The 25979-nt window shown below is 69.5% G+C and carries 31 protein-coding genes; 19 read left to right on the top strand and 12 right to left on the bottom strand.

Going from position 1 to position 25979, the window contains the following annotated elements; translation table 11 throughout:
- Positions 1-2: 2 nt before the first annotated feature.
- The 5 genes from QRY02_RS23405 (at position 3) to QRY02_RS23385 (ending at position 3184) form a co-directional block, all read left to right on the top strand.
- A complete protein-coding gene (locus QRY02_RS23405) occupies positions 3-353 on the top strand; it encodes an effector-associated constant component EACC1 (protein WP_285993661.1) in 351 nt (116 codons plus the stop codon).
- Positions 354-1010 carry a caspase family protein gene (locus QRY02_RS23400; RefSeq protein ID WP_285993660.1) on the top strand — a complete coding sequence of 219 codons (657 nt, stop codon included), beginning with the start codon at positions 354-356 and terminating at the stop codon, positions 1008-1010. It begins immediately after the preceding gene.
- 92 nt (positions 1011-1102) lie between these two features.
- Positions 1103-1852, top strand: a complete 750-nt coding sequence (locus QRY02_RS23395; protein ID WP_285993659.1) for a hypothetical protein — start codon at positions 1103-1105, stop codon at positions 1850-1852.
- An 88-nt stretch (positions 1853-1940) separates the two neighbouring features.
- Entirely contained in the window at positions 1941-2795 is an 855-nt protein-coding gene (locus QRY02_RS23390; protein ID WP_285993658.1) for a DUF1963 domain-containing protein, read from the top strand.
- Positions 2796-2908: 113 nt separating this feature from the next.
- Positions 2909-3184, top strand: coding sequence for a hypothetical protein (locus tag QRY02_RS23385; protein WP_285993657.1), 276 nt, complete (start codon positions 2909-2911; stop codon positions 3182-3184).
- Positions 3185-3305: 121 nt separating this feature from the next.
- On the opposite strand, the gene QRY02_RS23380 is transcribed toward QRY02_RS23385, so the two are convergent.
- Complete coding sequence (locus QRY02_RS23380; RefSeq protein WP_285993656.1) at positions 3306-4523, bottom strand: amidohydrolase family protein; 1218 nt, start codon at positions 4521-4523, stop codon at positions 3306-3308.
- 91 nt (positions 4524-4614) lie between these two features.
- Between QRY02_RS23380 and QRY02_RS23375 the strand changes: the two genes are divergently transcribed.
- A complete protein-coding gene (locus tag QRY02_RS23375) occupies positions 4615-5064 on the top strand; it encodes a MarR family winged helix-turn-helix transcriptional regulator (protein WP_285993655.1) in 450 nt (149 codons plus the stop codon).
- A gap of 117 nt (positions 5065-5181) precedes the next feature.
- Here the strand turns inward: QRY02_RS23375 and QRY02_RS23370 are convergent, their stop codons facing one another.
- Complete coding sequence (locus QRY02_RS23370) at positions 5182-6087, bottom strand: DUF1963 domain-containing protein (RefSeq protein ID WP_285993654.1); 906 nt, start codon at positions 6085-6087, stop codon at positions 5182-5184.
- A 110-nt stretch (positions 6088-6197) separates the two neighbouring features.
- Between QRY02_RS23370 and QRY02_RS23365 the strand changes: the two genes are divergently transcribed.
- A complete protein-coding gene (locus QRY02_RS23365) occupies positions 6198-6716 on the top strand; it encodes a hypothetical protein (protein WP_285993653.1) in 519 nt (172 codons plus the stop codon).
- A gap of 66 nt (positions 6717-6782) precedes the next feature.
- Here the strand turns inward: QRY02_RS23365 and QRY02_RS23360 are convergent, their stop codons facing one another.
- Positions 6783-8006: an alpha/beta hydrolase family protein gene (locus QRY02_RS23360; protein WP_285993652.1), complete on the bottom strand. Its 1224-nt coding sequence runs from the start codon at positions 8004-8006 to the stop codon at positions 6783-6785.
- Between the two features lie 264 nt (positions 8007-8270).
- On the opposite strand from QRY02_RS23360, the gene QRY02_RS23355 reads away from it, so the two are divergent.
- Positions 8271-9467, top strand: a complete 1197-nt coding sequence (locus tag QRY02_RS23355; protein WP_285993651.1) for a low temperature requirement protein A — start codon at positions 8271-8273, stop codon at positions 9465-9467.
- Between the two features lie 66 nt (positions 9468-9533).
- On the opposite strand, the gene QRY02_RS23350 is transcribed toward QRY02_RS23355, so the two are convergent.
- On the bottom strand, positions 9534-10556 hold the full coding sequence (locus QRY02_RS23350; protein ID WP_285993650.1) for a ferritin-like domain-containing protein: 1023 nt from the start codon (positions 10554-10556) through the stop codon (positions 9534-9536).
- A gap of 153 nt (positions 10557-10709) precedes the next feature.
- Here QRY02_RS23350 and QRY02_RS23345 point away from each other — a divergent pair, with 153 nt between their 5' ends.
- The 4 genes from QRY02_RS23345 (at position 10710) to QRY02_RS23330 (ending at position 14536) form a co-directional block, all read left to right on the top strand.
- Complete coding sequence (locus tag QRY02_RS23345; RefSeq protein ID WP_285993649.1) at positions 10710-11468, top strand: SDR family oxidoreductase; 759 nt, start codon at positions 10710-10712, stop codon at positions 11466-11468.
- Positions 11469-11470: 2 nt separating this feature from the next.
- Positions 11471-13195, top strand: a complete 1725-nt coding sequence (locus QRY02_RS23340) for an L-aspartate oxidase (RefSeq protein ID WP_285993648.1) — start codon at positions 11471-11473, stop codon at positions 13193-13195.
- 83 nt (positions 13196-13278) lie between these two features.
- Positions 13279-14187 (top strand): RNA polymerase sigma-70 factor, encoded by a 909-nt coding sequence (locus QRY02_RS23335; RefSeq protein ID WP_285993647.1) that lies wholly within the window; start codon positions 13279-13281, stop codon positions 14185-14187.
- Positions 14171-14536, top strand: a complete 366-nt coding sequence (locus tag QRY02_RS23330; protein ID WP_285993646.1) for a sigma-70 family RNA polymerase sigma factor family protein — start codon at positions 14171-14173, stop codon at positions 14534-14536. Before QRY02_RS23335 ends, QRY02_RS23330 begins: the two co-directional genes overlap by 17 nt.
- 39 nt (positions 14537-14575) lie before the next feature.
- On the opposite strand, the gene QRY02_RS23325 is transcribed toward QRY02_RS23330, so the two are convergent.
- Both QRY02_RS23325 and QRY02_RS23320 read right to left on the bottom strand, forming a co-directional pair.
- The gene (locus QRY02_RS23325; protein ID WP_285993645.1) at positions 14576-15310 is read right to left on the bottom strand and encodes an SDR family oxidoreductase; all 735 of its coding nucleotides are present in this window, start codon (positions 15308-15310) and stop codon (positions 14576-14578) included.
- On the bottom strand, positions 15307-15675 hold the full coding sequence (locus QRY02_RS23320; RefSeq protein WP_285993644.1) for a cupin domain-containing protein: 369 nt from the start codon (positions 15673-15675) through the stop codon (positions 15307-15309). The genes QRY02_RS23325 and QRY02_RS23320 overlap by 4 nt, the downstream gene beginning before the upstream one ends.
- A gap of 144 nt (positions 15676-15819) precedes the next feature.
- On the opposite strand from QRY02_RS23320, the gene QRY02_RS23315 reads away from it, so the two are divergent.
- Positions 15820-17133: a peroxidase family protein gene (locus tag QRY02_RS23315; protein ID WP_285993643.1), complete on the top strand. Its 1314-nt coding sequence runs from the start codon at positions 15820-15822 to the stop codon at positions 17131-17133.
- A gap of 22 nt (positions 17134-17155) precedes the next feature.
- Here QRY02_RS23315 and QRY02_RS23310 read toward each other — a convergent pair whose 3' ends face one another.
- On the bottom strand, positions 17156-17578 hold the full coding sequence (locus tag QRY02_RS23310; RefSeq protein WP_285993642.1) for a hypothetical protein: 423 nt from the start codon (positions 17576-17578) through the stop codon (positions 17156-17158).
- 260 nt (positions 17579-17838) lie between these two features.
- On the opposite strand from QRY02_RS23310, the gene QRY02_RS23305 reads away from it, so the two are divergent.
- Both QRY02_RS23305 and QRY02_RS23300 read left to right on the top strand, forming a co-directional pair.
- Positions 17839-19086 (top strand): sensor histidine kinase, encoded by a 1248-nt coding sequence (locus tag QRY02_RS23305; protein ID WP_285993641.1) that lies wholly within the window; start codon positions 17839-17841, stop codon positions 19084-19086.
- Positions 19074-19724, top strand: coding sequence for a response regulator (locus QRY02_RS23300; protein WP_285993640.1), 651 nt, complete (start codon positions 19074-19076; stop codon positions 19722-19724). The genes QRY02_RS23305 and QRY02_RS23300 overlap by 13 nt, the downstream gene beginning before the upstream one ends.
- 13 nt (positions 19725-19737) lie before the next feature.
- Here the strand turns inward: QRY02_RS23300 and QRY02_RS23295 are convergent, their stop codons facing one another.
- The gene (locus QRY02_RS23295) at positions 19738-20295 is read right to left on the bottom strand and encodes a hypothetical protein (protein WP_285993639.1); all 558 of its coding nucleotides are present in this window, start codon (positions 20293-20295) and stop codon (positions 19738-19740) included.
- Positions 20292-20801: a sigma-70 family RNA polymerase sigma factor gene (locus QRY02_RS23290; protein ID WP_285993638.1), complete on the bottom strand. Its 510-nt coding sequence runs from the start codon at positions 20799-20801 to the stop codon at positions 20292-20294. The genes QRY02_RS23295 and QRY02_RS23290 overlap by 4 nt, the downstream gene beginning before the upstream one ends.
- A 575-nt stretch (positions 20802-21376) precedes the next feature.
- On the opposite strand from QRY02_RS23290, the gene QRY02_RS23285 reads away from it, so the two are divergent.
- Together QRY02_RS23285 and QRY02_RS23280 are read left to right on the top strand one after the other, a co-directional pair.
- Entirely contained in the window at positions 21377-22609 is a 1233-nt protein-coding gene (locus QRY02_RS23285; RefSeq protein ID WP_285993637.1) for a glycosyltransferase 87 family protein, read from the top strand.
- Between the two features lie 51 nt (positions 22610-22660).
- Complete coding sequence (locus tag QRY02_RS23280; RefSeq protein ID WP_285993636.1) at positions 22661-22807, top strand: hypothetical protein; 147 nt, start codon at positions 22661-22663, stop codon at positions 22805-22807.
- A gap of 110 nt (positions 22808-22917) precedes the next feature.
- On the opposite strand, the gene QRY02_RS23275 is transcribed toward QRY02_RS23280, so the two are convergent.
- From QRY02_RS23275 to QRY02_RS23265, 3 genes are all read right to left on the bottom strand, one after another.
- Positions 22918-23397, bottom strand: a complete 480-nt coding sequence (locus QRY02_RS23275) for a hypothetical protein (RefSeq protein WP_285993635.1) — start codon at positions 23395-23397, stop codon at positions 22918-22920.
- Between the two features lie 43 nt (positions 23398-23440).
- Positions 23441-23695, bottom strand: coding sequence for an ArsR/SmtB family transcription factor (locus QRY02_RS23270; protein ID WP_285993634.1), 255 nt, complete (start codon positions 23693-23695; stop codon positions 23441-23443).
- An 83-nt stretch (positions 23696-23778) separates the two neighbouring features.
- Positions 23779-23979: a hypothetical protein gene (locus QRY02_RS23265; protein WP_285993633.1), complete on the bottom strand. Its 201-nt coding sequence runs from the start codon at positions 23977-23979 to the stop codon at positions 23779-23781.
- Positions 23980-24407: 428 nt separating this feature from the next.
- Here QRY02_RS23265 and QRY02_RS23260 point away from each other — a divergent pair, with 428 nt between their 5' ends.
- Together QRY02_RS23260 and QRY02_RS23255 are read left to right on the top strand one after the other, a co-directional pair.
- Positions 24408-24992 (top strand): TetR/AcrR family transcriptional regulator, encoded by a 585-nt coding sequence (locus tag QRY02_RS23260; protein ID WP_285993632.1) that lies wholly within the window; start codon positions 24408-24410, stop codon positions 24990-24992.
- A gap of 122 nt (positions 24993-25114) precedes the next feature.
- Positions 25115-25969: an alpha/beta fold hydrolase gene (locus QRY02_RS23255; protein WP_285993631.1), complete on the top strand. Its 855-nt coding sequence runs from the start codon at positions 25115-25117 to the stop codon at positions 25967-25969.
- Positions 25970-25979 lie beyond the last annotated feature (10 nt).

The following is a 25979-nucleotide window of genomic DNA, read 5'->3' as shown; positions in this document are numbered from 1 at the left end:
CAGTGCACGAGGTTCTTTTCGAGTTCGAGGGCACCCCCGCCGAGCGCGACCGCGACGCCCGCGACCTGGTCGCCTGGCTGGAGGAGGACCTGCGGGGCAGCGTCAGCCTCCGCATGGTCGGCCCCGCCGAGGGCGAGCTGGGCGGCGCCGCCGACGCAGCCGTCGTGCTGGCCGCCACCGCCCCGCTGGCCCGGCCGTTCTTCACCTGGCTGACCGAGCGGGTCAAGGCACGCAAGATCAGCTTGCGGATCTCCGCCAGCCACAAAGGAAAACCGCTCGAGATCAACGTCGAGGCCCCGCAGGACGCCGAGGCGCTGCTGGACCAGATCGTGCGGCTGCTGGACGAGGACTGAGTGTTCGACTCCCGTGCCGTGCTGGTCGGTACCTGCACCTACACCCAGGGCCTGCCCCAGCTGGACCAGGCCGCCGCCAACCTCACCGACCTGTTCGACGCCCTCACCGAGGTCGTCGACCCCAGCGGCATGCACACGGTCACCGACCCGACCGCCGCCCACCTCGTACTCGACCCGCTCGACCGGTGCGCGTCGTCCCCGGCGGACCTGCTGCTGTTCTACTACGCCGGACACGGCCTGCGTGACCAATACGACCGCCTGTGCCTGGCCCTGCCCGGTTCGGTGGACACCCCACGGGACGCCCGTCGCACCTCTCTGCCCGTGGACTCCGTACTGGAGATCATAAAGCGCGCAGCTGCCCGGCACCGGGTCGTCATCCTGGACTGCTGCTACTCCGGTCTGGCCATGGACTCTCCCGCCGCCGCCGACCTGCACCTGTTGACCGCCACCAACCGCACGGCCAAAGCCGCCTACCGCGTGGACGCCCGCAACACCGAGTTCACCGGCGAACTCGTGCGGCTCCTCGTCGACGGCCCAGGCCCGGTCGACCTCGGGGGCCTGTACCGCCACCTCGACCGAGCGCTACTCGCTCGCGGCCTGCCCCGTCCCCGGCAGCGCTGCGTGGACCATAGCGCCGACCTGGTGCTTCGGCCGTAGGCCCGAGCCAGTGCCGAGCCAAGGTGCCGCTGAGGTTGGCTCGCCAGGGCGCACGCTATGCGGCAAGAGCGGATGTTTCTCACGGCGCTCCTGTGGAAGGCTTGTGCCGGGTAGGTGCGGCAGTCCGTGGTCACCCGAGGAAGGCACTGGTGGCGCCGGTTCCTGATCCGGCCGCTGCCACCCAGCGGCGACACGCTGCGGATCGCGCTGCTGAAGCGCTGCTGTGCGTGAACGAGGGGGTGGACGTGGAGTCGTCAAGGACGCTGTTGCTGAAACCGTCGGTCAGGGGCCAGCTGCCGGCGCTCGGCGTGCTGGTCGGATTCCTCGTGTTCGAGGTTTTCATCGCGGTGCGGGGCCTGCTGGAGCCGTGGCTGGCGATCAGCTGCCCCGCGGTTTTCCTCGTGGTGCTGGCGATCGGCACCGTGTCGCTCATGCGGTCGCGGGGGAAGCCGTGGCAGCTGCGCTGCGGACCGGACGGTGTCGAGGCGCGCGGGTTCGACCTGGTGCCGTGGTCGGCGCTCGCGCAGGTGCGGGTCAGCCGGCTTCGGCCGCGCTGGCTGTATTTCGCCGCGCCGGGCCGTCATCGGGTGGTGGCGTTCGTGCCCCGTCCGGGAGTGAGCGTGCCTGCGGTCGCGGTGTTCGATCCGCTGTCCCGGCGTGGGGCGTCGTCGCGCTGGGGTGCGCGGTGGCAGAGGAAGTGGTACGGAAGCACCTTCGTCGTGTTCACGCATACCGTGGACGCGACGTCCGAAGAGATCGCCGAGGCGGTCCGGCAGCTGACCGACGTTCCGGTCGTCGCGGACCGGGTTCGTCTTCGGCGCCGTGGCGCTGGGCTTCGTTGAGGAGGTGAATCCACAGTGGAGTGCCGGGTTCAGGCTGCCACAGGCGTGGTGACGGTACGGCTGCGAGCATGATGTCATGATGAGCCGGGTGAGCTTTGAGGAAGCCTGCGCGAGAGTGCGGGAGCTGTGCGTCGAGCATCTGGGCGAGCAGGTCGGGACACAGGTCGCGGCACTGGCGAAACCCGGGTTCGGGCTGCGTCCGGTGAAGCCGGGCATCAGCGCGGCCGGCCTCGGCAGGTGGGGCGGTCCGGCGTTGCTGAATCCCGGCACGCCGTGGCCCGAGCACGACGGCGTTCCGCTCAGCCTGTTCGCCGTCCTGGACGTCGAGGCGCTCGGCTCGTGGCTCGGCGACGAACGCCCACCCGACGGGCTGCTGAACATCTTCTACTTCGACCCGGACATCCGGCGCGGATACGTGCTCGAGGGCGCGCCCCTCCTAGACTTGGACGACCCGCGATGCTGTCGGATCATCCCGGCGGACCCGGCACTGGCGATCGAGGAGGCAGCACCCGCACCGGCATCGATCCACGCCCCGGAGCCGTTCTACGCGGTGCCCGTCGTGACATTGCCGTCGATGCACGGAGTCTCCTACGACCCGATCCTCGACACGGTGGACTACGGCGGAGAAACGGAAGATTCCCTCTACTACCGGTCGGCGCCGGGCTGGCTGGCTTCGGACCGCCTCGGCGATCCCTGGCTCGAGTTCTGTGAGCGTGAGCAGGGCCTGTACAAGTACGAGGACGTCTTTTTCTCGCCCGACCAGGCGTTCGGCTGGCCGCACCTGGAGAACAGCTTCTCCCAGCTGAAGGAGCCGTACCGCCACCTCATCACCATCGGGCACCACGACCTCGGCGATGGCGGCTACGTGCACTTCATCCTGCCGCCGAAGGCGTTCCGCGAAGGGGACTACGAGCAGGCAGTCGCTTTGTTCGAGGGTTTCTAGTCACCGGATCAAGGTGGCAAGCGCCACTACGATCTCTTCCATGGAAAAGTGGGCTGTGGGAAGTCGGGTTGGCATTGACCATGACCAGTAGATGGCAGCGGGACCGTCCGGTCATGCGCGCACTGCGCGATCAATGGACAGCGCAGTTGTCGAGCGAGTTTCCTGGCGTTCGCTTGCTGATCGAAATCAACCCCGATCCCGAACCCGGGCCGACCATCATGTGGAACTGGTGGATCACCGTCGAGGTGGACGACTTCGAGTTCGACGGCATGATGAGCGACGATTTGACGGTCGTATCGTTCGAAGACGAGCAGGGAAGATTCGAGGACAACGTTCTTCTGGGCAAGGTTGTCGACTACCTGCGGAGGAGGATCGCCGCACGATTCTGACCCGGGTGAGGAGAACGGCGTGGACAGTGGGCGGATGGCGCCGGTTGTCCTGCGTCACGGTGGGAGTCACAAATTCACAGTCTGCGGCAAGCCGATACAGCGGGCGCGGAGCCGGTGGCTGTTACGAGTTCTCCAGCCGGCGGCCGCGTCGCCAGATGGCTCGGGTGTTGAGCGTGTCGCCGATGTTCTCCGTGGGGTCACCGTCCACGAGCAGCAGGTCGGCGCGGAGTCCTTCGGCGATGCGGCCTCGGTCGCCGAGGCCGAAGCGGCGGGCTGTGGTTGCCGTCGCGGCGCGCAGTGCTTGGGCGGGGGTCAGGCCGGCGGTCACGAGGTACTGCAGTTCGTGGTGCAGGCTGGCTCCGTGGGCCAGGCCGCCGAAGAAGGTTTCGGCCATGGAGGCGTCGGTGCCGGCCAGCAGGTCCACGCCCGCTGCGGCCAGTGCCTGTACGGTCTCCAGGACGTCCTCGAGCCTGCCTTGGGGGTAGCGGTTGTAGCTTGACCGCAGGGTCTTTTCCCACTTGTCGTCGAGGCGGCGGGCGACCCGGGGGTCGTCGGCCAGTGCACTGCCGGTGATGCCCATCATCGAGGCGTCGAGGCAGACACACGGGACGACGAACATCCCCGACCCGGCGATCAGGTCCACGATTTCCTTGGTGTGCGGGCGATCCATGAACACGTGCACGACGCCGTCGATCCCGGCTTCGACGGCCATGCGGGTGGCGTCGAGCGTCAGGGTGTGCGCGACGGTGAGGGCGCCGTACTTCTTGGCCTCGGCGACGCCCGCATTGAGCGTGGCCTGGTCGAGCATCGGCAGCCCGGGGTGGCCCTCGACGCTGCCGTCGTCGACCATGAACTTGATGTAGTCGGAGCCGCGCGCCAGGAGCTGCGGTACGTACGCGGCCGCCTCTTCCGGGGTGGTGGAGAACGGCATCAGCGGCATCACCGGCGGCAGGTTGCCGGCCGGCCGGAACCCTTCGGGCATGAGCTCGCTGGGGTGACCGCCGGGTGGGGTGATGCCGAAGCCTGCCGACCGGACGTCGGCGACCGTGTCGTCCTCGGTGATGTGCGCGCGGTTCTCCCGGGTGTTCATGCCCTGCATCTCCAGTTCGGTGGTGACGCCGAACTGCAGGGCCAGTGCGAGGGAGCCGGGGGCGGAGTGGACGTGCGCGTCGATCAGGCCGGGCAGCAGGGTGGCACCCCGGCCGTCGACGACCTCGGCGCCGTCGGGTACGTCGCCGCCGACCTGGCTGATCTTCCGGCCGTCGAGGACGACGGTCTGCACTCCCAGCGTCTTCTCCCCGTCGAACACCCGGGCGCCGGTGACGGCAGTGGTGGCCATGGCGGCCTCGCTTTCTCGTTCGCGGTTACATACCGGATGCTATGCAGTTTTCCTCTGGTATGCAAATGCCGGAGGTACTACGATCCGGGAGGTGAGCAGTTCCGCCGAAGACGCCCTGCTGGACCAGATCGGGCCGGCCCTGTCCCGGCTGCGCCGCCGCACGCCGGCCACGAGCCGTGACGTCTCGCGGAACCTGGTGCTGAACGTGGTCGCCGACGCTCCGGGTGAGATGACGGTCGGCGGGCTCGCCGCGGAGATGGGCGTGGTGCAGCCGGTGGCCAGCCGGACGGTGGCGGCCTGCATCGCCGACGGCCTGCTGCGGCGGGCGGCCTCCCAGGCCGACGGCCGCCGGACGGTGCTCGAGCTCACCGAACACGGCGAGGCCGAGCGAGCCCGGTTCGCCGCCGAGCAGCGCGCAGCGTTCGAGGGCATCACGGCCGGGTGGTCGCCGGAGGAACGCACCCAGTTCGCGCGGCTCCTCGTCCGCTACACCACCGATGCCGGCGCTTGGTCCCGTCGCCGAGCCGAGAAAGAGCGGTGAGGGGCCGCCGTCCGCCTGAGGCACGCGCGGCGGGTTGTCGCTCAGGCTGCCCACCACGCGGAGCGCACGGCGGAGACGTGCCGCTCTTGTGCCTTCGGCTCGCTGCGTGGACCTCGTCTACTCCGTGAACATGGTCAGCGACCGAACTCGGTCGAAGCGCCGGGCGGCCAGGTCTTCGTGGCGGATCAGGAAGCGGCCGACGTGTACCTGGTCCTCCAGCTGGAACTGGGCCAGCGGTATCCACTCGCTCATCAGCCGGGCGGTCTCCTCCTCCACGAGCCGGTCGCGGTTCGGCACGTCGTGCGCGATCGAGTCCTCCGCCATGCCGTACTCGGCGTTTTCGCCGATGCCCAACTCCATCGAATAGCCGCCGAGGTAGAGGTCGGCGCCCGTCGTCGCCTGCGGCCAGAGCTCGTTGAACAAGGTGCGGAGATCTTCGAGGTGGGCGGTGTCGCCCACCTGAAGCCGGACGACGTCCGACTGGAACTCGAGGTTCCCGGGTTCGTCGAACCAGCCCGGCATCTCCGGCTGGACCAGCGCGACAAGGTCGGACTGCGGCCGGAGGAAACCCGATTCGAACCAGTCGTCGTCGTGGGGCGGTGGCTGTTCCACCTGCGCGGTGGCGGTTCCGGCCGGAATGTGGACGACCCGCGCGAACTCGTGCTCGTCGTGCGCGTGCAGAGCGTGCTCGTGCGCCAAGAAGAACAGCAGCGTCCCGTCCGCCGGGAGCTCGAGGGCGTCGGCCCGCGGCAGCTTCGCGCAGTCGAGCGAGGCGATGAACGGAAGCGGCAACCGGCCCAGGCCGCTGATGTCGGCGTACGGCCATTCCGTGCCGACCGGCAGGCGGGGCAGCCCGCCGTTCTGTCCGACCACGCCACCGTGCCGATCGGCGGATCCGACGCCGTACCGGTTGGCATTGCACACCCAGATCGCCACCCGGAGAAAGCGGCCGATCCGGTCGGCCGCTTCGGTCGGGATGCCGCGCTCGATCGCCGTACTCCGAAGCTGTTCGAGATGGTTCATGGCCGAGCACTCTCGCACATCCGCCGGTGATCATCCGACCACGGACCTCTGTGAACCATCCGGGAGCCGCTGCCGTCGCCAGTCCCGGTCCCGCACGACACAATGACGTCATGTCCGACTTCACCGCGTCCGGCGAGGGTGGCAGCTGGCAGCTGGTCACAGTCCCTTCGTACCGTCTAATCACACTGCGTGACCAAGACAACGACGCGGCGACTGGCGCCGACGAGGCCATCGAACGAGCTCGCCACTCGATCGCTGCGTCCACGGGCTACGAGCTCTACATCGAATGTGTCCAGGACATCGCCCCGGTCTCGGTGCTCGTCGCGCTTCGCGCCGAGGCTGCCACTGACGCGGCCGAGGGATACACCTCAGCGGGCACCTACCAGCTGGAATGCCCCAGCGGCCAACTCGCGCTCGGTTCACCCACCGGTGACGCGATCGCGATCGAGCTCGAACCCGGCATGTACCGCGCGATGGTGACCCATCGTGGGCGTACAGCCATGGCGGAACGTCATCGCGAGATTCTGCATCTCGCCGACTCTGCGGCCGAGTTACGCGAAAGAGCCAACGCCGCCGCCGAGCTCGAAGGAGTACCGCATAGCCATCTGGCGCACGGGGGAGCTACTTGATGCCGAGTAGCTCGGCATTGGCCGGCAACCGCACCGCGTCGGCACAAGTCCTTCGGACGGCCTGAGTCATCGCGGATTCACCACCGTGCGGCTGAAGAAGTCGGTGACCGCGTGCTCGTATCGGGCGGGGGCGGAGTTCCACGACTCGACGTGTTCCGCGCCAGGGAACTCCTGGTACTCCACCGGCCAGTTCATCCTCTTGGCTGCCTCGGCGAAATCACGGTCCATCTGCACCGGAGCCTGCGAGTCCCGCGCACCGGCGATGAGCAGTGTCGGCGGCTTCGTGGCCGGCGGGTGGTTGATCAGGTCCAGCTGATCCAGGTCGACGCCGGTGCGCCAGCGGACCACCTTGCCGGTCAGCCAGATCGCCGGTTCGGGCGCTCCGTACTGCTGCCCGTTGAACTCCACCACCATCGGCATGCTGATCAGCGGCGAGTCCAGCATCGTCGCGGTGACGACGTTCGCCAGAGACGAGCGGACGAGGAACTGGCCGACGATGAGGCCGCCCATCGAACTGCCATATAGCACCACATGCTTCGCGCCTTTGCTCTGCGCGTAGCGGACCGCCGACTCGACATCCCGGTATTCGGACTCGCCGTAGTGCAGGAAACCGTCCGGGGAAGCCGGAGCAGCCTCGTCGTTCCGGTACGTGATCACGAGCACCGGAAGGCCGAGCCGGTGGAAGACCGGTGCCGCCAGCATGGAATTGCGGCGTCCGTTCTGGCCGTGTACCGCGATCACCCAGGTCGAGTCGTCCAGTCCGGACGCCGGTAGGTACCAGGCCGGAGCCGGGCCGAGTTCGGTGGCCACCGAGACCTCCGAGTAGTCCAGTCCGAGCGAGGTCTTCGGGTCGGTGATCATCACGCTGGTCACGTCCACCGTCGTGCCGACCGACGGCGCCGGGCCGCTGAGGATCGGGCGCTCCACGGAGTCCGGCGACGCGGCGACGATGTCGCCGACAGTCGCTTCGACGCCGTCCCACACCATCCGGTACGTCCCACGCCGGCGGGTGTGCTCGCCGGGAGAGCCGATGACCACGTTCTTCCCGGGACCGGCTTCCTTTATTTCGCGCACGACATCGGAGTGGCCGGGGTGCGTGTAGTACTGGTGGTCCGGCTTGAACTGCGCTTCGCTCACCCACCAGGCCAGCCCGAAGACCCCGACGACCACGAGCACCAGCAGCCCGGACACCGTCACGACGATGATCCGCCGCAAGCTCCGCTTACGCTTTGACTGCTTCTCGTTCTCGGAGCCGCCCGCGTCGACGACCTCGATCGTTCCTGATTCCATTCACCAGCCCCCTTGTCGATCACAAGCTGAGCAACGCCGGCCCAGGACGCCCCCCCACGCCCGAAAGCCGACGCTAGGGACGACCTCGAGGAGGCTCAATGGAGTGAGCCACCGGCACCCTGGTGGGGCCCACCCCACCGGCTCAGCGCCTACCGGTACTGCCTGCGGCGCCGCGGCCCTACCGGTCACGAACGCCGGCGCTGCGCTGTCCTAGCTCGCGACCGACCGACTGAGCGAGTGGAATGGAGCGAGCCCTTGCCGCCGATGAGCACCAGGATCCGGATCCGGGTCCGGATGAGCGCGCGCCCGATCGACGAACCGCACCGCGCGGCGAGTCAGCTGGAGCTGCTGTTCGACCTCGTCTTCGTGGTCGCCGTCGCGGCCGCCACCGCTCAGCTCGCGCACCGCATGGCCGACGGTCACGCCTTGACCGGCGTGGCCGGGTTCCTCCAGGTGTTCTTCGCGATCTGGTGGGCGTGGATGAACTTCACGTGGTTCGCCTCGTCCTACGACACCGACGACGTGGCCTACCGGCTGCTGACCATGGTGCAGATGGCCGGCGTGCTCGTCCTCGCCGCCGGGGTACCCGCCACGGCCGTCGCCGACTACCGCGCCGTCGGGGTCGGCTACCTCGTCATGCGGATCGGGCTCGTTGCGCAGTGGTTGCGGGCCGGTGTCGAGGACCCGGCGCGCAGGCGGACCGCGTTTCGTTACGCCACCGGCATCACGGTCCTGCAGGTCGGCTGGCTGGGGTGGCTCGTCCTTTCCGAGACGGAGGTCCTGTCGCCGGTCACCCGGCCGCTGTGCTTCCTCGCGCTGGTCGCCGGGGAACTCGGGGTGCCGCGCTGGGCGGAGCGGATCCGAGCCACCACCTGGCACCCGCACCACATCGCCGAGCGCTACGGGTTGTTCACGATCATTCTGCTGGGCGAGAGCGTCCTGGCCGCGATCACCGGCGTCCGAGGAGCTTTGGCGGCGGCCGAGGTCAGCGCTTCGTTCATCACCATCGCCGTCTCGGGCCTCGTGCTGCTTTTCGCGCTCTGGTGGCTGTACTTCCTGGAACCGGCCGGGGACGGGCTGCGTGATCGCCGCGCGGGCTCTTACCTGTGGGGTTACGGCCACTACGGCATTTTCGCCGCGCTCGCCGCACTCGGCGCGAGCCTGGAGGTCGCGGTCGAGGACACCGGGCACCACCTGCCGGCCTCGCCGCTCGTGATCAGCTACGCCGTCGGGGCCTCCGTGGGCGTGTTCCTTCAGCTGCTGTGGCTGGCCCACGTGCCCATCGTGGCGAGGACCGTCCTGCGTCCCGGCGCCGCTCTGGGCTGCGCCACCGTCGTGTTCCTGCTCCCGCTCGCCGCGCCGTGGACCGGCGTGGCCGTCGTGGTCGCGGGTATCGCAGCGGCCTGCGCCCTGCTGGTCGCTTTCACGATCTCCCTGGAACGAAAAGGGAATCCGTCCTGAGCGAGCGGAGGTCGGCGCCACCGTGCTCGCCGTCAGGGAGGTACCGGCGAGCACGGCGTCCGTGCTTCAGTTCCGCCGCTCGGGTGGCACGTACTCGAAGGTCGGACCGGCGGTCGTCTTCCCGTCGCCGGTCGGCGTGTTCATCAGCGCCAGTGCCTGCTTGCGCAGCCCGAACATCGTGCCGACGGCGGCCATCATCCCGCCCGGGCTGCCGTTGAAGGCCTCTTCCAGCTGGTAGAGCAGGAGGCTGTAGATCTGGTTGAACTCCTCCTGGGCGGCCCGGATCGGGCTGCCCTCCGGGTAGTCGGTGGTGCGCGGGTTGTGCCGCATCGGCAACACGCCGTCGAAGTCGACCGCGATCTCTTCGCCGGTCGGCCCGGACTGCGGGGTGTCGCCGGTCCGGTAGCGGCGGCCCACCTTCAGCTCCTGGAAGCGGTAGTAGTGCGCGACCTCTTCCCGCTCGGGGTGGAAGACGTCGCGATCGCCGTCCCACACGTCCGTCCGCGCGGCGCCCTCGCCCTGCTCGATGACCTCAGCCAGCGCGGCCAGTGCCGACTTCAGGTCGTGGACCGGCAGCACCTCGCCACCCCCGCCCCGGAGGTGGAGCTCGCCGATCTGCCGGGCCGGATCGCCGCTGAAGACCTGCTCCTCGCCCAGCTTTTCGCACAGCGTGCGCAGGCCGGCCTCGATGGCGGCGTAGAACTGCCCGATCGTCCGGTACTCGTCGGTTTGCGGCGGTGCGTCCGCCGACGCGGGCTGCTCGATGCGCAGGAACAGCTCGAGGGCTTCGGGGCCGAACGGGGCCAGGTGGACGTGCACGGACCGGTCGCCGTGCGGCAGTGGATGCGGGTACGGCGGCAGCAGTTCCGGCGTGTCCAGCTTGGGCGAGCCGCCGACGGCGTTGAGCAGGTTCGCGGCCAGCGCCAGGTGGATCATCTCCTCGGCGAGGACCGTGCCCACGACTTGGGCGGCTTCGGGATTGCGGACGGGGTCCAGTGAGTACAGCGCGCACAGGTACGGGGGAATCGTCGCGTGCTCGAGTTCGATCGCCCACTGCAGGTGGCGGCGAAGATCGTCGATCGTGTCCATGCGGTACCTCGGTTCGTCAGGTCGGTGTCTCCAGCCAGGACCGGACGCCACCGCGGTTTGTGACATCCGGGCTGTCACAAACCGCGGGCCTGTCCGGTCCTGATTGACGACGACGTTCCGGAGCGGCCGGGACGCGGGAGGAGAAGGCACACCATGAAGATCGTCGTGATCGGCGGCAGCGGGCTGATCGGCTCGAAACTCGTCCGGAAACTGGGAGAACACGGCCACGAAGCGGTCCCCGCGTCACCCGATTCGGGCGTGAACACACTGACCGGTGAAGGGCTGGCCGAGGTCCTGGACGGCGCCCAGGTCGTGGTCGATGTTTCGAACTCGCCGTCGTTCGCCGACGACGCCGTGCTGGAGTTCTTCCGCACCTCCACCGGAAACCTCCTCGCCGCCGAGGAAAAGGCCGGAGTGGGGCACCACGTGGCGTTGTCGGTCGTCGGCACCGAGCGGCTCACCGAAAGCGGCTACTTCCGCGCGAAGATCGCGCAGGAAAAGCTCATCAAGGAGGCCGGGCTGCCGTACTCGATCGTCCACGCCACGCAGTTCTTCGAGTTCGTCGGGAGCATCGCCCAGGCGGCGACCGAGGGGAACACCGTGCGCCTGTCGGACGCCCGCATCCAGCCCATGGCCGCCGAAGACGTGGCCGGCGCGGTCGGCCGGGTCGCCGTCGGCACGCCGCTGAACGGCACCGTCGAGGTGGCCGGCCCTGAGCAGTTCGGCCTCGACGAGCTGATCCGCACCGGGCTGGCCTTCCGCGGTGACCCCCGCGAGGTCGTCACCGACCCGGAAGCGCGCTACTTCGGTGCCCGGCTGGACAACGACATGCTCCTGCCCGGTCCGGACGCACAGCTGTCCGCCACCCGGTTCGCCGACTGGCTCCCGCTGAACCCGCCGCCGGCGAAGTGACCATGACCGAGCACCGGATCGCGACGTCCGTCCTCGTCATCGGGACCGGCGGGGGCGGCCTGCGCGCCGCGATCGAACTGGCCGAGCGTGGTGTCGACGTCCTGGCGGTCGGCAAGCGGGCGAAGTCGGACGCGCACACCACGCTCGCCGCCGGCGGCATCAACGCGGCGCTGGCCACGATGGACCCGCAAGACTCGTGGCAGCAGCACGCGGCGGACACGCTCAAGGAAAGCTACCTGCTCGCCGATCCCGAGACCGTGCGGATCGTGACCGAGAACGCCGCCCGCGGCATCGATGACCTCGAACGCTACGGAATGCCCTTCGCGCGCGAGGCCGACGGGAAGATCTCCCAGCGGTTCTTCGGCGCGCACACCTACCGCCGGACCGCGTTCGCCGGTGACTACACCGGGCTGGAGATCCAGCGGACCCTGGTCAACCGGGCGGCGCAGCTCGGCGTCCCGATCCGGGACACGGTCTACATCACGCGGATCCTGGTCCGGGACAACGTCGTCTTCGGTGCCTACGGGTTCGACCTCGCGGGCGGGACGAGATATGTGATCCATGCCGACGCGGTGATCCTCGCCGCCGGCGGGCACACGCGCATCTGGCGCCGCACCTCCTCGCGCCGGGACGAGAACACCGGGGACTCCTTCCGGCTCGCCGTCCTCGCCGGCGGTCGGATCCGGGACGCCGAACTGGTGCAGTTCCACCCGTCGGGTCTCATCGCGCCGGAGAACGCCGCGGGCACGCTCGTTTCGGAGGCGGCACGCGGCGAAGGCGGGGTGCTGCGCAACGCGCTCGGCGAGCGGTTCATGGCCCGGTACGACCCCGGCCGGATGGAACTGTCCACTCGCGACAGAGTGGCGCTGGCGGCGTACACCGAGATCAAGGAGGGACGCGGAACGCCGGGCGGCGGCGTGTGGCTCGACGTCTCGCACCTGCCGAGGGAGAGGATCATGCGAAGGCTTCCCCGGGTCTACCAGACGCTGCTCGAACTGCAGATGCTGGACATCACCCGGGAGCCGATCGAGATCGCGCCGACGGCGCACTACTCGATGGGCGGGGTGTGGGTGCGGCCGGAGGACCACGGCACCGGCGTCGAGGGCCTGTACGCCCTCGGCGAGGCGGCGAGCGGCCTGCACGGCGCGAACCGGCTCGGCGGCAACTCCCTGATCGAGCTGCTGGTCTACGGCCGCATCGTCGGTGCGGCCGTCGCCCGCTACGCACGTGAACTGGAAGCGCAGCAGCGGTCGTCGGCGGCGACGGAGGAAGCCCGGCGCGAGGTCGACGAGCTGCTGGCCGCCGACGGCCCGGAGAACGTGCGCGCCCTGCAGCGGACCTTGCGGAACACCATGACCGAACACGCCGGTGTGGTCCGCGACGAGACCGGTCTGCGCGCCGGTCTGACCGAGCTGGACGAACTGGAAAGCCGGATGCGGGACGTCGGCGTGCATCCCGACACCGCCGGGTTCCAGGACCTCGCGCACGCGTTCGACCTCAAGGCCGCGGTGCTGGCCGCGCGCGCAACACTCGAGTCGGCGCTCGAGCGCCGGGAGACGCGTGGCTGCCACAACCGCGCGGACCACCCGGAGCTCGACGAGTCGCTGCGGGTGAACCTCGTCTGGTCCGGCCCGGGGCGGGTCGAGCGCGAAGAGCTTCCCCCGATCCCGGAGGAGATCGCCTCGCTCATGTGCGAGGTGTCTGCTGCCGGCAAGCTCGTCGAATGAGACCCGGAGGGTCCCGGCCGCGCTGCCGGGGCCCTCGGGACCGGCCTCGTAGAGTGGGTCCTCACGAGACGAGGGGACTTGAGGTGGCGGATTCCGGACCGAGTGCCGATCTCGAGGCGGCCACGGCTGTCTTCACCCAGGTGCGGCCGCGCCTGTTCGGGATCGCGTACCGCATGCTCAGCAGCGTCACCGAGGCCGAAGACCTGGTGCAGGAGGTCTGGCTGCGCTGGCAGACCTACGACCGGTCCACAGTGGCCAACCCGGATGCGTTCCTGGCCACGACGACCACCCGGCTGGCCATCAACGTCCTCCAGTCGGCGCGGAAGCGGCGTGAGACCTACATCGGGCCGTGGCTGCCCGAACCGGTCGACACCGGCGCGGACCCGTACCTGGGCGCCGAGCGCGGTGAGGCGCTCGAGTTCGCGGCCCTGCTGCTGATGGAGAAGCTCACCCCGAACGAACGCGCCGCCTACGTGCTGCGGGAAGCCTTCGACTACTCCTACGCGCAGATCGCCGACATCCTGTCCTCGACCGAACCCGCGGTGCGGCAGCTGGTCAGCCGGGCCCGCAAGCACATCGCGACCGAACGGCGCACCCCGGTGACCGCGGCCGAGCAGCGCGAGCTGCTGACCACGTTCCTCGCCGCCGCCCGCTCCGGCGACCTGACCGCGCTGGAACGGCTCTTCACTCCGGACGTGACCAGCCTGTCCGACGGCAACGGCCGCAAGGGCGTCGCCCGCACGCCGGTCGTGGGCGCGGCCCGGGTGGCGAAGTTCCTGCTGGCGATCTCCACGTGGTTCTGGGACGGCCTCGACGTGCAGTGGGCGATCACGAACGGGCAGACGTCCGCGGTGCTGCGCCGGGACGGCGCTGTGTACGGCCTGCTCACCGTCAGCGCCACCACCGAAGGCGTCGATCAGGTCCTGTGGCTGGTCAACCCCGAGAAGAACAAGGCGGTGTCCGTGGGGACCGAGCGTGCTCGACCGGCATGACCAGGTCGTCCGCAGGTTCGCCGACGCCTGCCGGCGGGGAGACGTCACCGCACTCGCAGCCGCCCTGGACGTCGAGGCCATCGCCACGTGCGACGGCGGAGGACGGGTACCCGGCCCGAACGAGCCGGTGCACGGTGCCGCGGATGTCGCCCGGCTGGTCATGACGTTGCTGTGCGGGCGGGCGGGCGCCGAGCTGACCGTCGAGTCCGTCAACGGCCGCGCCGGACTGGCGCTTCGCCACGCCTCCCGCGCCGTCGCGGTCGTCGGTGCCGAAACGGCCGGGGCCAAGGTCACCGCGCTGTGGATCGTGCTCAACCCGGCCAAGCTGGGCGGCTGGCACCGCCGTTGACCGGGTCCGCACCGCGGCTGCCGTGCGGACCCGGCCCCCTCAGCGCGCCAGCCACTCCCGGTAGGTGGTCTTCGCGATGACGGCCCCGTCCTTGGCGATGAGAGCGTCGCCGGAGGCCGCCGCGAACAGTCCGGCCTGGTCGTCGGTGATGACGGAGCGCTGGTCACCCTGGGCGGCGAGGGTGATCCTGCCCAGCTCGTCGAGCGTGAACACCTCCGGTCCGGCGACGTTCCGGGTACCCCGCAGCGGCGCGCCCATGCTGACTTCGGCCACCGCCTGGGCGACGTCGTCGGCGGCGATGGGCTGGACGCGTGTCGCGGGCAGGCGGACGGTGTTCTCGTCGGCGGTCCAGGACATCGTCGGGGCCATGAACTCGAAGAACTGCGTGGCGCGGACGATCGAGTACGGCACGGGCCCGGCCTTGAGGATGTCCTCCTGCAGCACCTTGGCGCGGTAGTAGACCAGGCCCGGCACCAGGTCGGCGCCCACGATCGAGAGGATGACCGCGTGGCCGACGCCGGCCGCGCCGGCGGCCTCCAAGAGGTTGTCCATGGTCGTCCGGAAGAACGCGGGCGAGGCGTCGTCGAACGTCGGCGAGTTCGTCAGGTTGACGACGACCTCGGCCCCGGCCAGCGCCTCGGCCAGGCCCTGCCCGCTGAGCAGGTCCAGCCCGGTGGACGGCGAGTGCGGGACGGCTTGGTGCCCGTTCTTGGTCAGGATCGTGACCACTCGGGAGCCGATGAGCCCGGTCCCGCCGATGACGGCGATCTTCATTTCTTCGACCAGCCTTTCGCCCGGAGTTCTTCTGCGTCCACGAGGTCGACCATCGGCTTGCCCGGTTCGCAGAGCATGGTGACGGTGAACCGCACCGGGACGTCGTCGCGGTTGTTGCCGTCCTGGTAGTGGATGACCTCGCCGCCCGGCTCCCAGAACGCCTCGCCGGCGCGCACGACGCGCGGCGGTTCGCCTTCGAGCTCGAACACCATCTCGCCCTCCAGCACGTAGCCGAAGGCCGGTCCGGGGTGGCGGTGCGGCGGGGTGCCGGGGTCGCCCGGCGGGTACTCGATGACGATGGTCATCGCCTGCGCCCCCTCCGGGATGAAGGGCGGTTTCGCCTCCTGTAGCACGGTCAATGACATCGAAAAGACCTCCTCGACGAACGGTTGCACCCGCTAGGACCGGACAGCCGGGCGTTTTGTGACTCGCGGGCTGTGTCACACGGCGCGGGGCTGTCTTGTCTTCACTGGCGCCGGGATCGATGCCCGGCGGACAGGAGGTTTGCCGTGACGAGTGTGGTGACAGCCACCGCGGAAGCCGGGCATCCGTCGCCCACCGGGCCGGGCCGCTACGAGCGGATGTTCCCCGGCCTCGCCCCACTGGCCACCGACCCGCGGCTGCTGGCGCACGCGGGCGGCCACGGCGGGATCTGCGACGCGGCGATTCCCGGGCCGAGCGGCGACGACGCGGCCGGGTCCGCCGGGTGGCCGTTCTTCGGCCAGCTGATCGCGCACGACATCACCGCCGACCGATCCACCCTCACCAGCGGCCTGCACCCGGGAGCGCTGCGCAACGCCCGAGCGCCGAAGCTCGACCTGGAGATGCTCTACTCCGACGGTCCCATCGGTTCGCCTTTCCTCTACGACACCGGGGATCCGGCGAAGTTCCTGCTCGGCCGTCCCGACGGTGGCGACGTGCCGAGGAACCAGCAGGGGGTGGCGCTGATCGGCGACCCCCGCAACGACTCGCACCTGTTCGCGTTGACCCTGCACGGCGCGCTGCTGGGGGCGCACAACCGCCTCGTGGATCTGCTGCGGGACGACAACGTCACCGATGTCTTCGATCAGGCGCGGCAGGCCCTCACCTGGCATTACCAGTGGATCGTGGTCCACGACTTCCTGCCAAGGCTCGTCGGCCTGCCCCTGGTCGAGCAGGTGCTTGACGAGGGCGGCCGGTGGTTCGCGCCGCCGCCGGGGCAGGCCTGCATCCCGCTGGAGTTCTCCCACGCGGCCTTCCGCTACGGCCACAGCCAGATCCGCCACACCTACCGGCTCGTTCGCGGCGGGCCCGAACTACCGCTCTTCCCCGACCTCGTCGGGTTCCGGCCGGTGCCCGCCGGCCGGCGCCTCGACCTCGCGCTGATCTTCGACCTGCCCGGCCACCCGCCGGCGCAACGGGCGAAACGCATCGACGGCCGCCTTCCCGCAAGTCTCATCGCACTGCCCGAGCAGCTCACCGGCATCGTCGAGGCCGCCGCCCACCGTTCGCTCGCCGTCCGGGACCTCCTCCGCGGCGGGATCACCGGTCTGCCCAGCGGCGAATCCGTCGCCCGCCACCTCGGCGTGCCGCCGTTGACCGCGGACGAAGGTTCTTGGCCGCACGGCACTCCACTGTGGATCTACATCCTCGGCGAAGCCCAGCACCGCGGCGGCGGCGACCGCCTCGGCCCGGTCGGCGGCTGCATCGTCGCGGAAGTCCTGATCGGACTGCTGCGCGCCGACCCGTCGAGCTACCTGAGCCGCGAACCGGACTGGCAACCGACCCTGCCCGCCGCGGGACCGGCCTTCGGCCTGGCCGACCTGCTCACGCTCGGCCGCTGAAATATCCGGCGCACTGTCGTTTTCATGACAGCCTTTCGGTATCGCGCAGGGCGAGCCAGGTGCACAGTCCGGCCAGGGCCAGTTCCGGGACCGCGCAGACGAGGGCCTGGGTGAATTCGGTGCCGGGCAGGGCGGTGAGGACGTCGAACCAGGCGTCCATCCCCACGAGTGCCGCGACCGCCGAGGCAGACAGGCGGCCGCGGACATCGCCCCGGTGGTACCACCGCGCGGTGGTCGCGCAGCCGAGCGCCACGGCCAGGTCGAGCCCGATCCACACGGCCGGCCAGTGCCGCACCTGGGTGGTCCCGGGCAGCGTCCGGCCCAGCACGAACATCCACGGCACCAGGCCCGCCGCCACCGCGCCCAGCACGCCGGGCACCCACCTGGGCCGGGCACCCGGCGACGTCGCCGTGCGTGGCGGCCAGGGCATCGTCTGAACGGTCATGAAATTCCTCCACTGAACGTCGTGCTGGTGCTGCCGACGCCGGTGCGGGGCAGCCCTGCGGCAAACTTTGCCGCCGGAACCGGCCGAGATCAGTAGCCCGTGGTTCCGACTTCGTGGTGGTGCCTGCTACCGCACCGATCCGGATGGCTGCGGGATGGTGGTGCCGGTCCCGGCTCGATTACCGTCGGTACCTAGGTTCACCATGAGACCGGGTACAGGCTTCATGGCACCGTCCTCATGCGGTGCCCTAGCGTCGTGCCATGACGTTTCCAGCTGGACTGAGACGCACGGTCCTCCGGGCGCGGCGGGACACCGGCTTTCTTGCCGCCGGTGTGCTGCCGCACCTGGCGCTGGTGCCCGTGTGGGCCTGGGCGACGACGACCACCGCCAGGACGGGGAACTGGCTCCTCACGGTTTCCGTGTCGGCCGCCCTGGTCCTGCTCGGCACCCCGGTGCTGACGGCCGTTCAGCGGGCTCGCCACCGGGTGCTCATCGGTGTGGACGTCCCCCGGCTCACCCCCGCCGCGCCGGAACAACGGACGTGGGCCTCGGCCGCCCGGTGGCTCGCGGCGACGCGGCCTTGGCGCAAGATCGGCTACCACCTCCTGCTGGGCCCGCTGCTCGCGCTGCTGGAGCTGCTGGTGCTCGCGGTGGCAGCGGCGTGCCTGGCGGGCGTCACCGCCTACGCCTGGTCGTGGGCGCTGCCGACCGGAATCCGCCAGGACTGGTTCGGCTACCTGACCCAGCTGCCGGCTTACACAGCGGCTGGACTCCTCCTCCTGTGCGCCCTGCCCTGGACCGCGCGGGCAGTGGCCCGGGCCGAGGCGCGGCTGGCGTTGGGCCTGCTCGGGCCCAGCCGGGCGCAGCGGCTCCAGGAGCGGGTCGATCAGCTGGCCGTGAGCCGGACCGACTTGATCGAGGCCGTCGACGCGGAGCGCCGCCGGATCGAGCGCGACCTGCACGACGGCACCCAGCAGCGGTTGGTGTCCCTCGCGGTCAACCTGGGTCTGGCCATGGCCACCCGCCCGGACCTGCCGAGTGATGCCCGCGAGGTGATCGGGAGAGCGCACCTGGAGGCGAAGGAGGCGATCGCCGAACTCGATGACCTGGTGCGGGGGCTGCACCCGGCCGTGCTGGAAGACCGAGGTCTGGACGCGGCGTTGTCCGGGCTGGCTGCCCGCACGCCCCTGCCGGTGCGGCTGCGGGTCGAGCTGGAGGAGCGGGTGGCGTCCAACGTGGAGTCGGTCGCGTATTTCGTGATCTCTGAGGCGCTGACCAATGCAACGAAGCACGCCAACGCGATGCGTGCTGAGGTGATGGTCCGTCAGGTCGGCGAGGTGCTGCGAGTGCGCGTTACCGACGACGGGCTGGGCGGCGCCGACGCCGCCGCCGGCACGGGGCTGACCGGGCTGGCCAAGCGGGTCGGCTCCCTCGACGGGGCCTTCCACGTCAGCAGTCCCGCCGGCGGGCCCACCACCATCACCGCGGAGCTGCCGTGCGCGCGGTGATCGCCGAGGATTCGGTGTTGTTGCGGGTCGGCCTGACCAAGGTGCTGGAGCTGGGCGGGTTCCAGGTCGCCGCGGAAGCCGGCGACGCGGAGGGGCTGTTGGCGGCCGTGGCGGAGCACCGGCCCGACCTCGCCTTGATCGACGTCCGGATGCCGCCCGGCTTCACCGACGAGGGGGTGCGGGCGGCGATGGAGATCCGCCGGCGCTGGCCGGGCACGCCGGTGGTGCTGCTTTCGCAGTACGTGGAGGAGCGGTACGCGGCTGACCTGCTGTCGGCGAACACCAGCGGTGTGGGCTACCTGCTCAAGCAGCGGGTCGCCGACGTCGCCGACTTCGTGGCGGCAATCCGGCGAGTGGCGGACGGCGGCACGGCCCTGGACCCGCAGGTCGTCGCCCAGTTGCTGCTGCGGCGCGACAGCGACCCGCTCGCGCGGCTGACCCCCCGCGAACGGGAGGTGCTCGGCCTGATGGCCGAGGGGCGCTCCAACACCGGCATCGCGCAGGCGCTGGTGGTCAGCGAGAGCGCCGTGGCGAAGCACATCAACAGCATCTTCGCCAAGCTTGACCTGCCCGTGGTCGACGCGGACCACCGCCGCGTCCTGGCCGTGCTGCGGTTCCTCGGAGCGTCCCGGACCTGACCTTCCCGATCGGTCAGATCTGCGCTGTGGGCAGCCCGAGCGCCGCGCACGTGCTGCCGTTCCCCGGGAACACTCCAACCGCGCCTTCGGTCGCATTCGTGGCTTTTCCGGTGAGCACGCAGGCGACGAGCTGAGGGATGCGGTAGCTCGTGCCGGCGGCTTGGCGGGGCTGAAAGTCATACACGTTGGACTGCCAGCTGCCGGAGCAGATCTGCATGATCTGGCCGGTGACGTCGACTCGGCCGTCGCGGCCACCGACTCCGATGGCGACGTGCTGATTCGGCTCGGCGCTGCCGATGTCGGCTGTTTGGTAGCAGTAGGCGATGTCCCGCTCGGTCGGGGGCACGAGACTGCCCGGCGCAGCGGCCTCCAACGCACTGGGAGCCCCAGCTCCGCGGACGACACCGCCGGCGATGGCTCCGACGCCGAGCACAGCGGCGGTCACGGCGATGAGGCCGCGGGTGCGGCGGCGTGCGTGTCCCCGGGCTTCGATCGCATCGAGATCCAGCTGCAGCGGCGGTTCGTCGGTGCCGAGTGCGCGGATCAGGAGGTCCTTGTCGTCGGTTGTCATCGGTCGCTCCCCTTGATGTGCCCGGTCACGTCGGCCGGCTCGTGAAGTAGCCGGCGAAGAGTGGCGAGACCTCGCGCCGCTTGAGACTTGACGGTCCCTTCGGAGATCCTCAGCACCTTGGCCGCTTCGGCGTTGGTCAGGTCGCTGAAGAAACGCAGGACCAGCACGGCCCGCTGTTTCGGTGGCACCTGCTGCAAGGCCGCCCGGACATCCAGCGCGGCCGCGGACTCCGCGGTCACGACCGGCGTCTCGGGCAGCGCATCCCGCAGCTCGGCGCGGCGGTAGGGCCGGCGGGCTTCGTCGATGGCCAAGCGGGAGATCACCCGCCGGGTGTATCCGTCGACGCCGGCCGGGTCGATCCGATGCCAGCGGGTATACAGCCGCAGCAGCGCCGTCTGGACGAGGTCTTCGGCCAACGACCAGTCCCCGCACATCAGGAACGCTTCCCGGCGCCACACCACAACGCGCTCCCGAACGACCTGACTGAACTCCCAGCGATCGGTCACGACCACCCCTCTCTCGCCCATACATACGAGACCGGGCCGTCAGACCGTTGCATGATCGCCACGCCGAGTTTCCACGGCATCGGCGGCGGGCGGGCTGTCCGACGCGTTTCTGCGTCACTCTTATGAGTGAAGCTCAATGCCGGAAACCGCCTCGTTGTACAGTCCCAGGCCGCAACGGCTGGTCGACTGGCTGACCGTGAGCGGCCTCGCCGTGATCGCTGCGGGCCCGCCATCCCTTCGGCTCGCACGCACTGGTCGGTGTGGGCCAGGTCACACGCTTTCGGTGTAAGAGGGCACGCCGGTTTCGCGATAAACCCGCAGATTCACCAGAAAGCGCTTCGGCAACGAGGAGCGTTTGCTCCATCTGGGCTACGGGGGATTCATCTGGTCGGCAGCCGTGTCGGCGCAGAACGCGGATCGACGGCGGGGATCGACGCTGCGTAAATGCCGGGTGGTTCGCCCCGGTGGGTCAGTGTGCTTGTCGGAACATTTGACGTGACAAAAGTAATCGGTGGGGGAAGATGACCGGGTCGGTTGCACTATCCGAGCGCGCGGTAACGGAACCGGGGGAGCAGGTGCGGGGACTGCACGACCGGGCTCGGCGGCTGTACCTGGTCGGCCTTGTCGCGGCCATCGGGCTGCTCGCGTTCGCCGTGCGGTGGTCGCTGATCCGGTACGACACTTCAGATTACCGCGAATTCCTCCGCCCGTGGTACGAATTCATCATTCAACACGGCGGTTTCCGCGCTTTGCGCGAGGATTTCTCCGACTACAACGTCCCCTACCGCTATCTCCTGGTGGTGCTGACCTATCTGCCGTTGCCACCTCAGGGTGCGGTCAAGGCGCTGTCGGTCTTGTTCGATGCGGTGGCCGCGTATTTCACGTACCGGATCGTCGCCCTGAAGTACCGTTCGCGCTGGACGCCCGCGGTCGCCGCGTTGCTGGTTTTCATGCTGCCGACCGTGGTGCTCAACGGTGCCATGTGGGCGCAATGCGATTCGATCTACGCCTCGTTCGCGCTCGGCGGTGTCTACCACCTCCTCCGGAGGCAGCCGTGGTTGGCGTGCGTGTTCATCGGGCTTGCGGTGTCCTTCAAGCTGCAAGCGATCTTCATCCTGCCGCTGCTGCTGGCGATGGTCCTGCTCGGCCGGGTGCCCTGGCGCGCCCTGCTGGCGATCCCCGCGGTCTACCTGGTCCTCGACCTCCCGGCGATCGTGCTCGGGGCCGACCCGATCCGGTTGCTGACCATCTACCCGCGTCAGTCCGGCATCTACCCGGAGATGACGCTCAACGCGCCGTCGGTCTGGCAGTTCTTCCGCGGCGTTCGCGACACCGGTGTCATGCACACCGCCGGGGTGCTGGTCACCGTCCTGCTCGTCCTGACGATCTGCCTGCTGCTCCTGCTCGCCCGGACCGAACCGACGGAGCCGCGGATCCTGCTGATCGCCACCGTCTTCGTCATCCTGGTGCCCTACGTGCTGCCTTCGATGCACGAGCGGTACTTCTACCTCGCCGACCTGTTCACGGTCGTCCTGGCCTTCTACTTCCCCCGGCGCCTGTGGTACGTGCCCATCGGCGTGCAGTTCGCTTCCCTCCTCGGCTACATCCCGGGAATCTTCGAATCCCCAGGCGGCGAACGCGCGGTCGGCCCGGTCGACTTCCGCGTTCTCGCGGCGATCGAGCTCGCCATGCTCATCGCCGTCAGCTACTACGCCATCCGGGAGTTCCGCCACCCGGACCAGGTCCGCGACGACGACGGTGGTTTCGCCCGGAGCCCGGAGGTTGCCCGAGCCGGGGGAAGCACCTGACGTTTCGGGCAAGCGAGGTCCCGCTGCCATCTGCCGCACCTGGTGGCCTCGGTGGCGACGTGCGCGGTACAGACGGCAGTCGCCGCCTGGCGAGCGGCCGGCCGGCAAGCACCGGAATCCGAGCTGGCCAGGCAGGCGTTCGACCTGCTGTCCACCGGCCTGGACTACCCCGCGGGACCGACGGTCACCGATCGCTGATCAGCGGCGGCTTGTCGAACGTCGTCTGCACCCGCATGCTCGCCGACCAGAAACGACGTGCGGCGGCAGGCCCGGGAGGGCACTCGGGGACGAGTCTGCAATCCGGCTGATCAACTCGTGGGTGGAAGCCAGTCGCCTGTCTCGCGATGGCGGCCAAGCCCGACCGCATCGAACTCGTCGAAGTGCTCGCCCTTGACCACGCCAAGCCACCGAAGCGCCCGGGAGATGGGGCTGCCCTCGGCCGGTATCGGTTCTCCTACGGCCAGGCGCAGGGGACCGAGCACTACCTGACCGCCGGCCCATACCTGCGCGGACTGGGTTCCGCTCCCGCCGAAGTAGCCAGCCTCGACGTAGGTGACGGGACCGTCCGCCGAACCGGTGGCCAAGGCGTGGCCGAACCCGGCGGGGGCTTTCCGGAACCCGTCGAGCTCGGCCGCTCCGGCGATGGTGACCGCGTCGAACAACGCGTCGGTCATCGGGAGTAAGCAAAGGTGCTCGGCGAGCGGAACTGGGCACGCTTCTTCCACCGTGCCCGCCAACTTCCGGAGCACAGGCTCGGTGGCGATGGCCCCCTGCAGTTGATAACCCACGGCCTTATTCTCCCTCCCGCCCTCCGGCATGAGGTCCGGTCCATCACACCGGATCGGGGCGGAGGAGTGCTGCGGCGAGCGGTGTCTGGCGGTAGAGCACTTCACGGCCGCGGCGTGTGGCGGTGACCAGGCCGGCCTCGCGAAGCACCGTGAGGTGCTCGGAGACCGTTGCCGGAGCGAGGCCGACTCGGTGGGCCAGGCTGCCGGTCGTGCTCGGGAAGAGGGTTTCGGCCAGCAGGATGCGCGTCCGGGGCCGAGGAGGCGCGCGATGGCGGGTGATCGTGTGGCCGGTTCCCACAGCCGTGCCGTGCCGAGCATCGGGTAAACCAGCGCGGGAGGAGTGATGGCGGTGTCGTCGGCGGGCCCGATCCCGAGGTTCGGTCACCCGAAAGCCGTGGGCGCGAGCACGAGGCCGGGGCCGCGCAGATCCACCGTGCCGTGCCGGAAGCCCGTGAGGTGCAGCTCCTCGTTCTTCCAGGTCGCTCGCCGGTGCAGGTCGGCGAACAGGCCCTCCAGGCCGCCGTCGGCCAGGTTCGACCTCCTGCATCGGCGGCCGTCCACGCCCTCGCCCTGAAGCGCCACGCGCTGTCCCACGGTCGCCGCAACGGCGGACTGACTACTCCGACGACGGCCAGGTCGCGAGCAATCCCGGCACGCCAGGAAAAACCCGGCGTGAAACCCGATCTCGTGACTGCACTGTGCCCCGTGGTCGCCAGTACGTCGGCGAATCAAACAAATCTCCCCGTCCCGTGGCCGCCGTTGCGCCGAGGTGCTTCGCCGGCTGGATCGCGAACGTTCCCACCCCGCCGGAACCCGCCTGGATGAAGACCTTCCCAGGCCGGCGAGAGGCACGGAAGCGGCTTCCTCCATCGTGAGGCGCTTCGGTTTGAGGGCCAGGGTCGTCCTCGTGGTCAATGAAAACCCGCATGTCAGCCATCCGCGGCCGGGCGAGCTTGGATTATGATCGTACTAACATGGGGGCACCGGTCCGGTGAGTGGAGGCGCGCGTGGTGCGGTACGCGAAAGAGCACAAGCAGGTGACGCGGCAGCGGATCATCGAGGCGGCCGGGCGCCGGCTCAAGCGCGACGGGATCGACGGCTCCGGGGTCGCCACGCTCATGAAGGACGCGGGACTGACCAACGGCGCCTTCTACGCCCACTTCGAATCCAAGGAAGACCTGGTCGCCACCGCGGTCTCCGAGCAGCTGCGCGGCCAGCGCGAGTGGCTCACCTCGTTCCCGCCCGGCCGCGACGGTGTCGAGCGGATGGTGCGCACCTACCTCTCGCCCGAGCACCGCGACAACCCCGAGGAAGGCTGCCCGTCCGCCGCGCTGCTGGACGAGATCAGCCGCTGCGCGGATCCGACGAAGGAGACCTACACCACCAGTGTGGTGGCTGTCATCGACGACATCGCCGCGCGCTTGGCGCCGCACGACCCGGCGTCGGCGCGCACCAAGACCCTCGGGATCTACGCCCTGATGGTCGGGACCCTGCAGCTCGCTCGCGCCTTGGCTGATCGGCAGCTCTCCGACGACATCCTGGAGCAGGGGATCCGCAACGCACTGACGCTGCTGGACGCCGCCCCCGAAGCCTGAGGCGTCGCCCGATCGGGCCGGGACGCTTGCACCGCTCATGGAAGTATGATCATAATATAAAGCAAGCGAGGACGCCGCCCAGGTCGACCTCTTCCTCCGCAACTGGCCGAAAAGGACCAACCATGAACAGCAGCCAAGACGTCGTGTCGTCCTATCAGGACGCGCCGACCCGCACCGTCTCCGCCGGCGGCGTCGACTTCGCCTACCGCGAACTCGGGCCGAAGACCGGTGTCCCGGTGGTCTTCCTGACGCACCTGGCCGCGGTCCTCGACAACTGGGACCCGCGCGTGGTCGACGGCATCGCCGCGCAGCACCGGGTCATCGCTTTCGACAACCGCGGCGTGGGCGCCACCACCGGCACCACCCCGAAGTCGATCCAGGCGATGGCGGCCGACGCCGTCACCTTCATCCGCGCGCTCGGCCTGACGAAGGTCGACCTCCTCGGCTTCTCGATGGGCGGCATGATCGCCCAGGTGATCGTCCAGACCGAACCGGAGCTGGTCCGCAAGCTGATCATCGCCGGCACGGGCCCCGCCGGGGGCGAGGGCATCAAGAACGTGACCAGGATTTCGCACCTCGACACCGTCCGGGCGCTGCTGACCCTCCAAGACCCGAAGCAGTTCCTCTTCTTCACCCGGACGCCGAACGGGAAGCGGGCGGGCAAGGAGTTCCTGGCGCGCTTGAAGGAACGCAAGAACCACCGGGACAAGCCGATCGCGCTGACCGCCTACGCCGCCCAGCTCAAGGCCATCCACCGCTGGGGCCTGGAAAAGCCGTCCGATCTCTCCGTCGTCCACCAGCCCGTGCTGGTCGCCAACGGTGACCAAGACCGGATGGTGCCGACGAAGAACACCCACGACCTGGCCCGGCGGCTGCCGGACAGCGAACTGGTGATCTACCCCGACGCCGGCCACGGCGGCATCTTCCAGTTCCACGCCCAGTTCGTCGAGAAGGCCCTGGACTTCCTCGCGCGGTAGAACCGAAGGA

The organism is Amycolatopsis sp. DG1A-15b (genome assembly GCF_030285645.1).
Lineage (GTDB): Bacteria > Actinomycetota > Actinomycetes > Mycobacteriales > Pseudonocardiaceae > Amycolatopsis.
The sequence above is the reverse complement of the archived record's forward strand: the minus strand, read 5'-3'. Positions and strand labels throughout refer to the sequence as shown.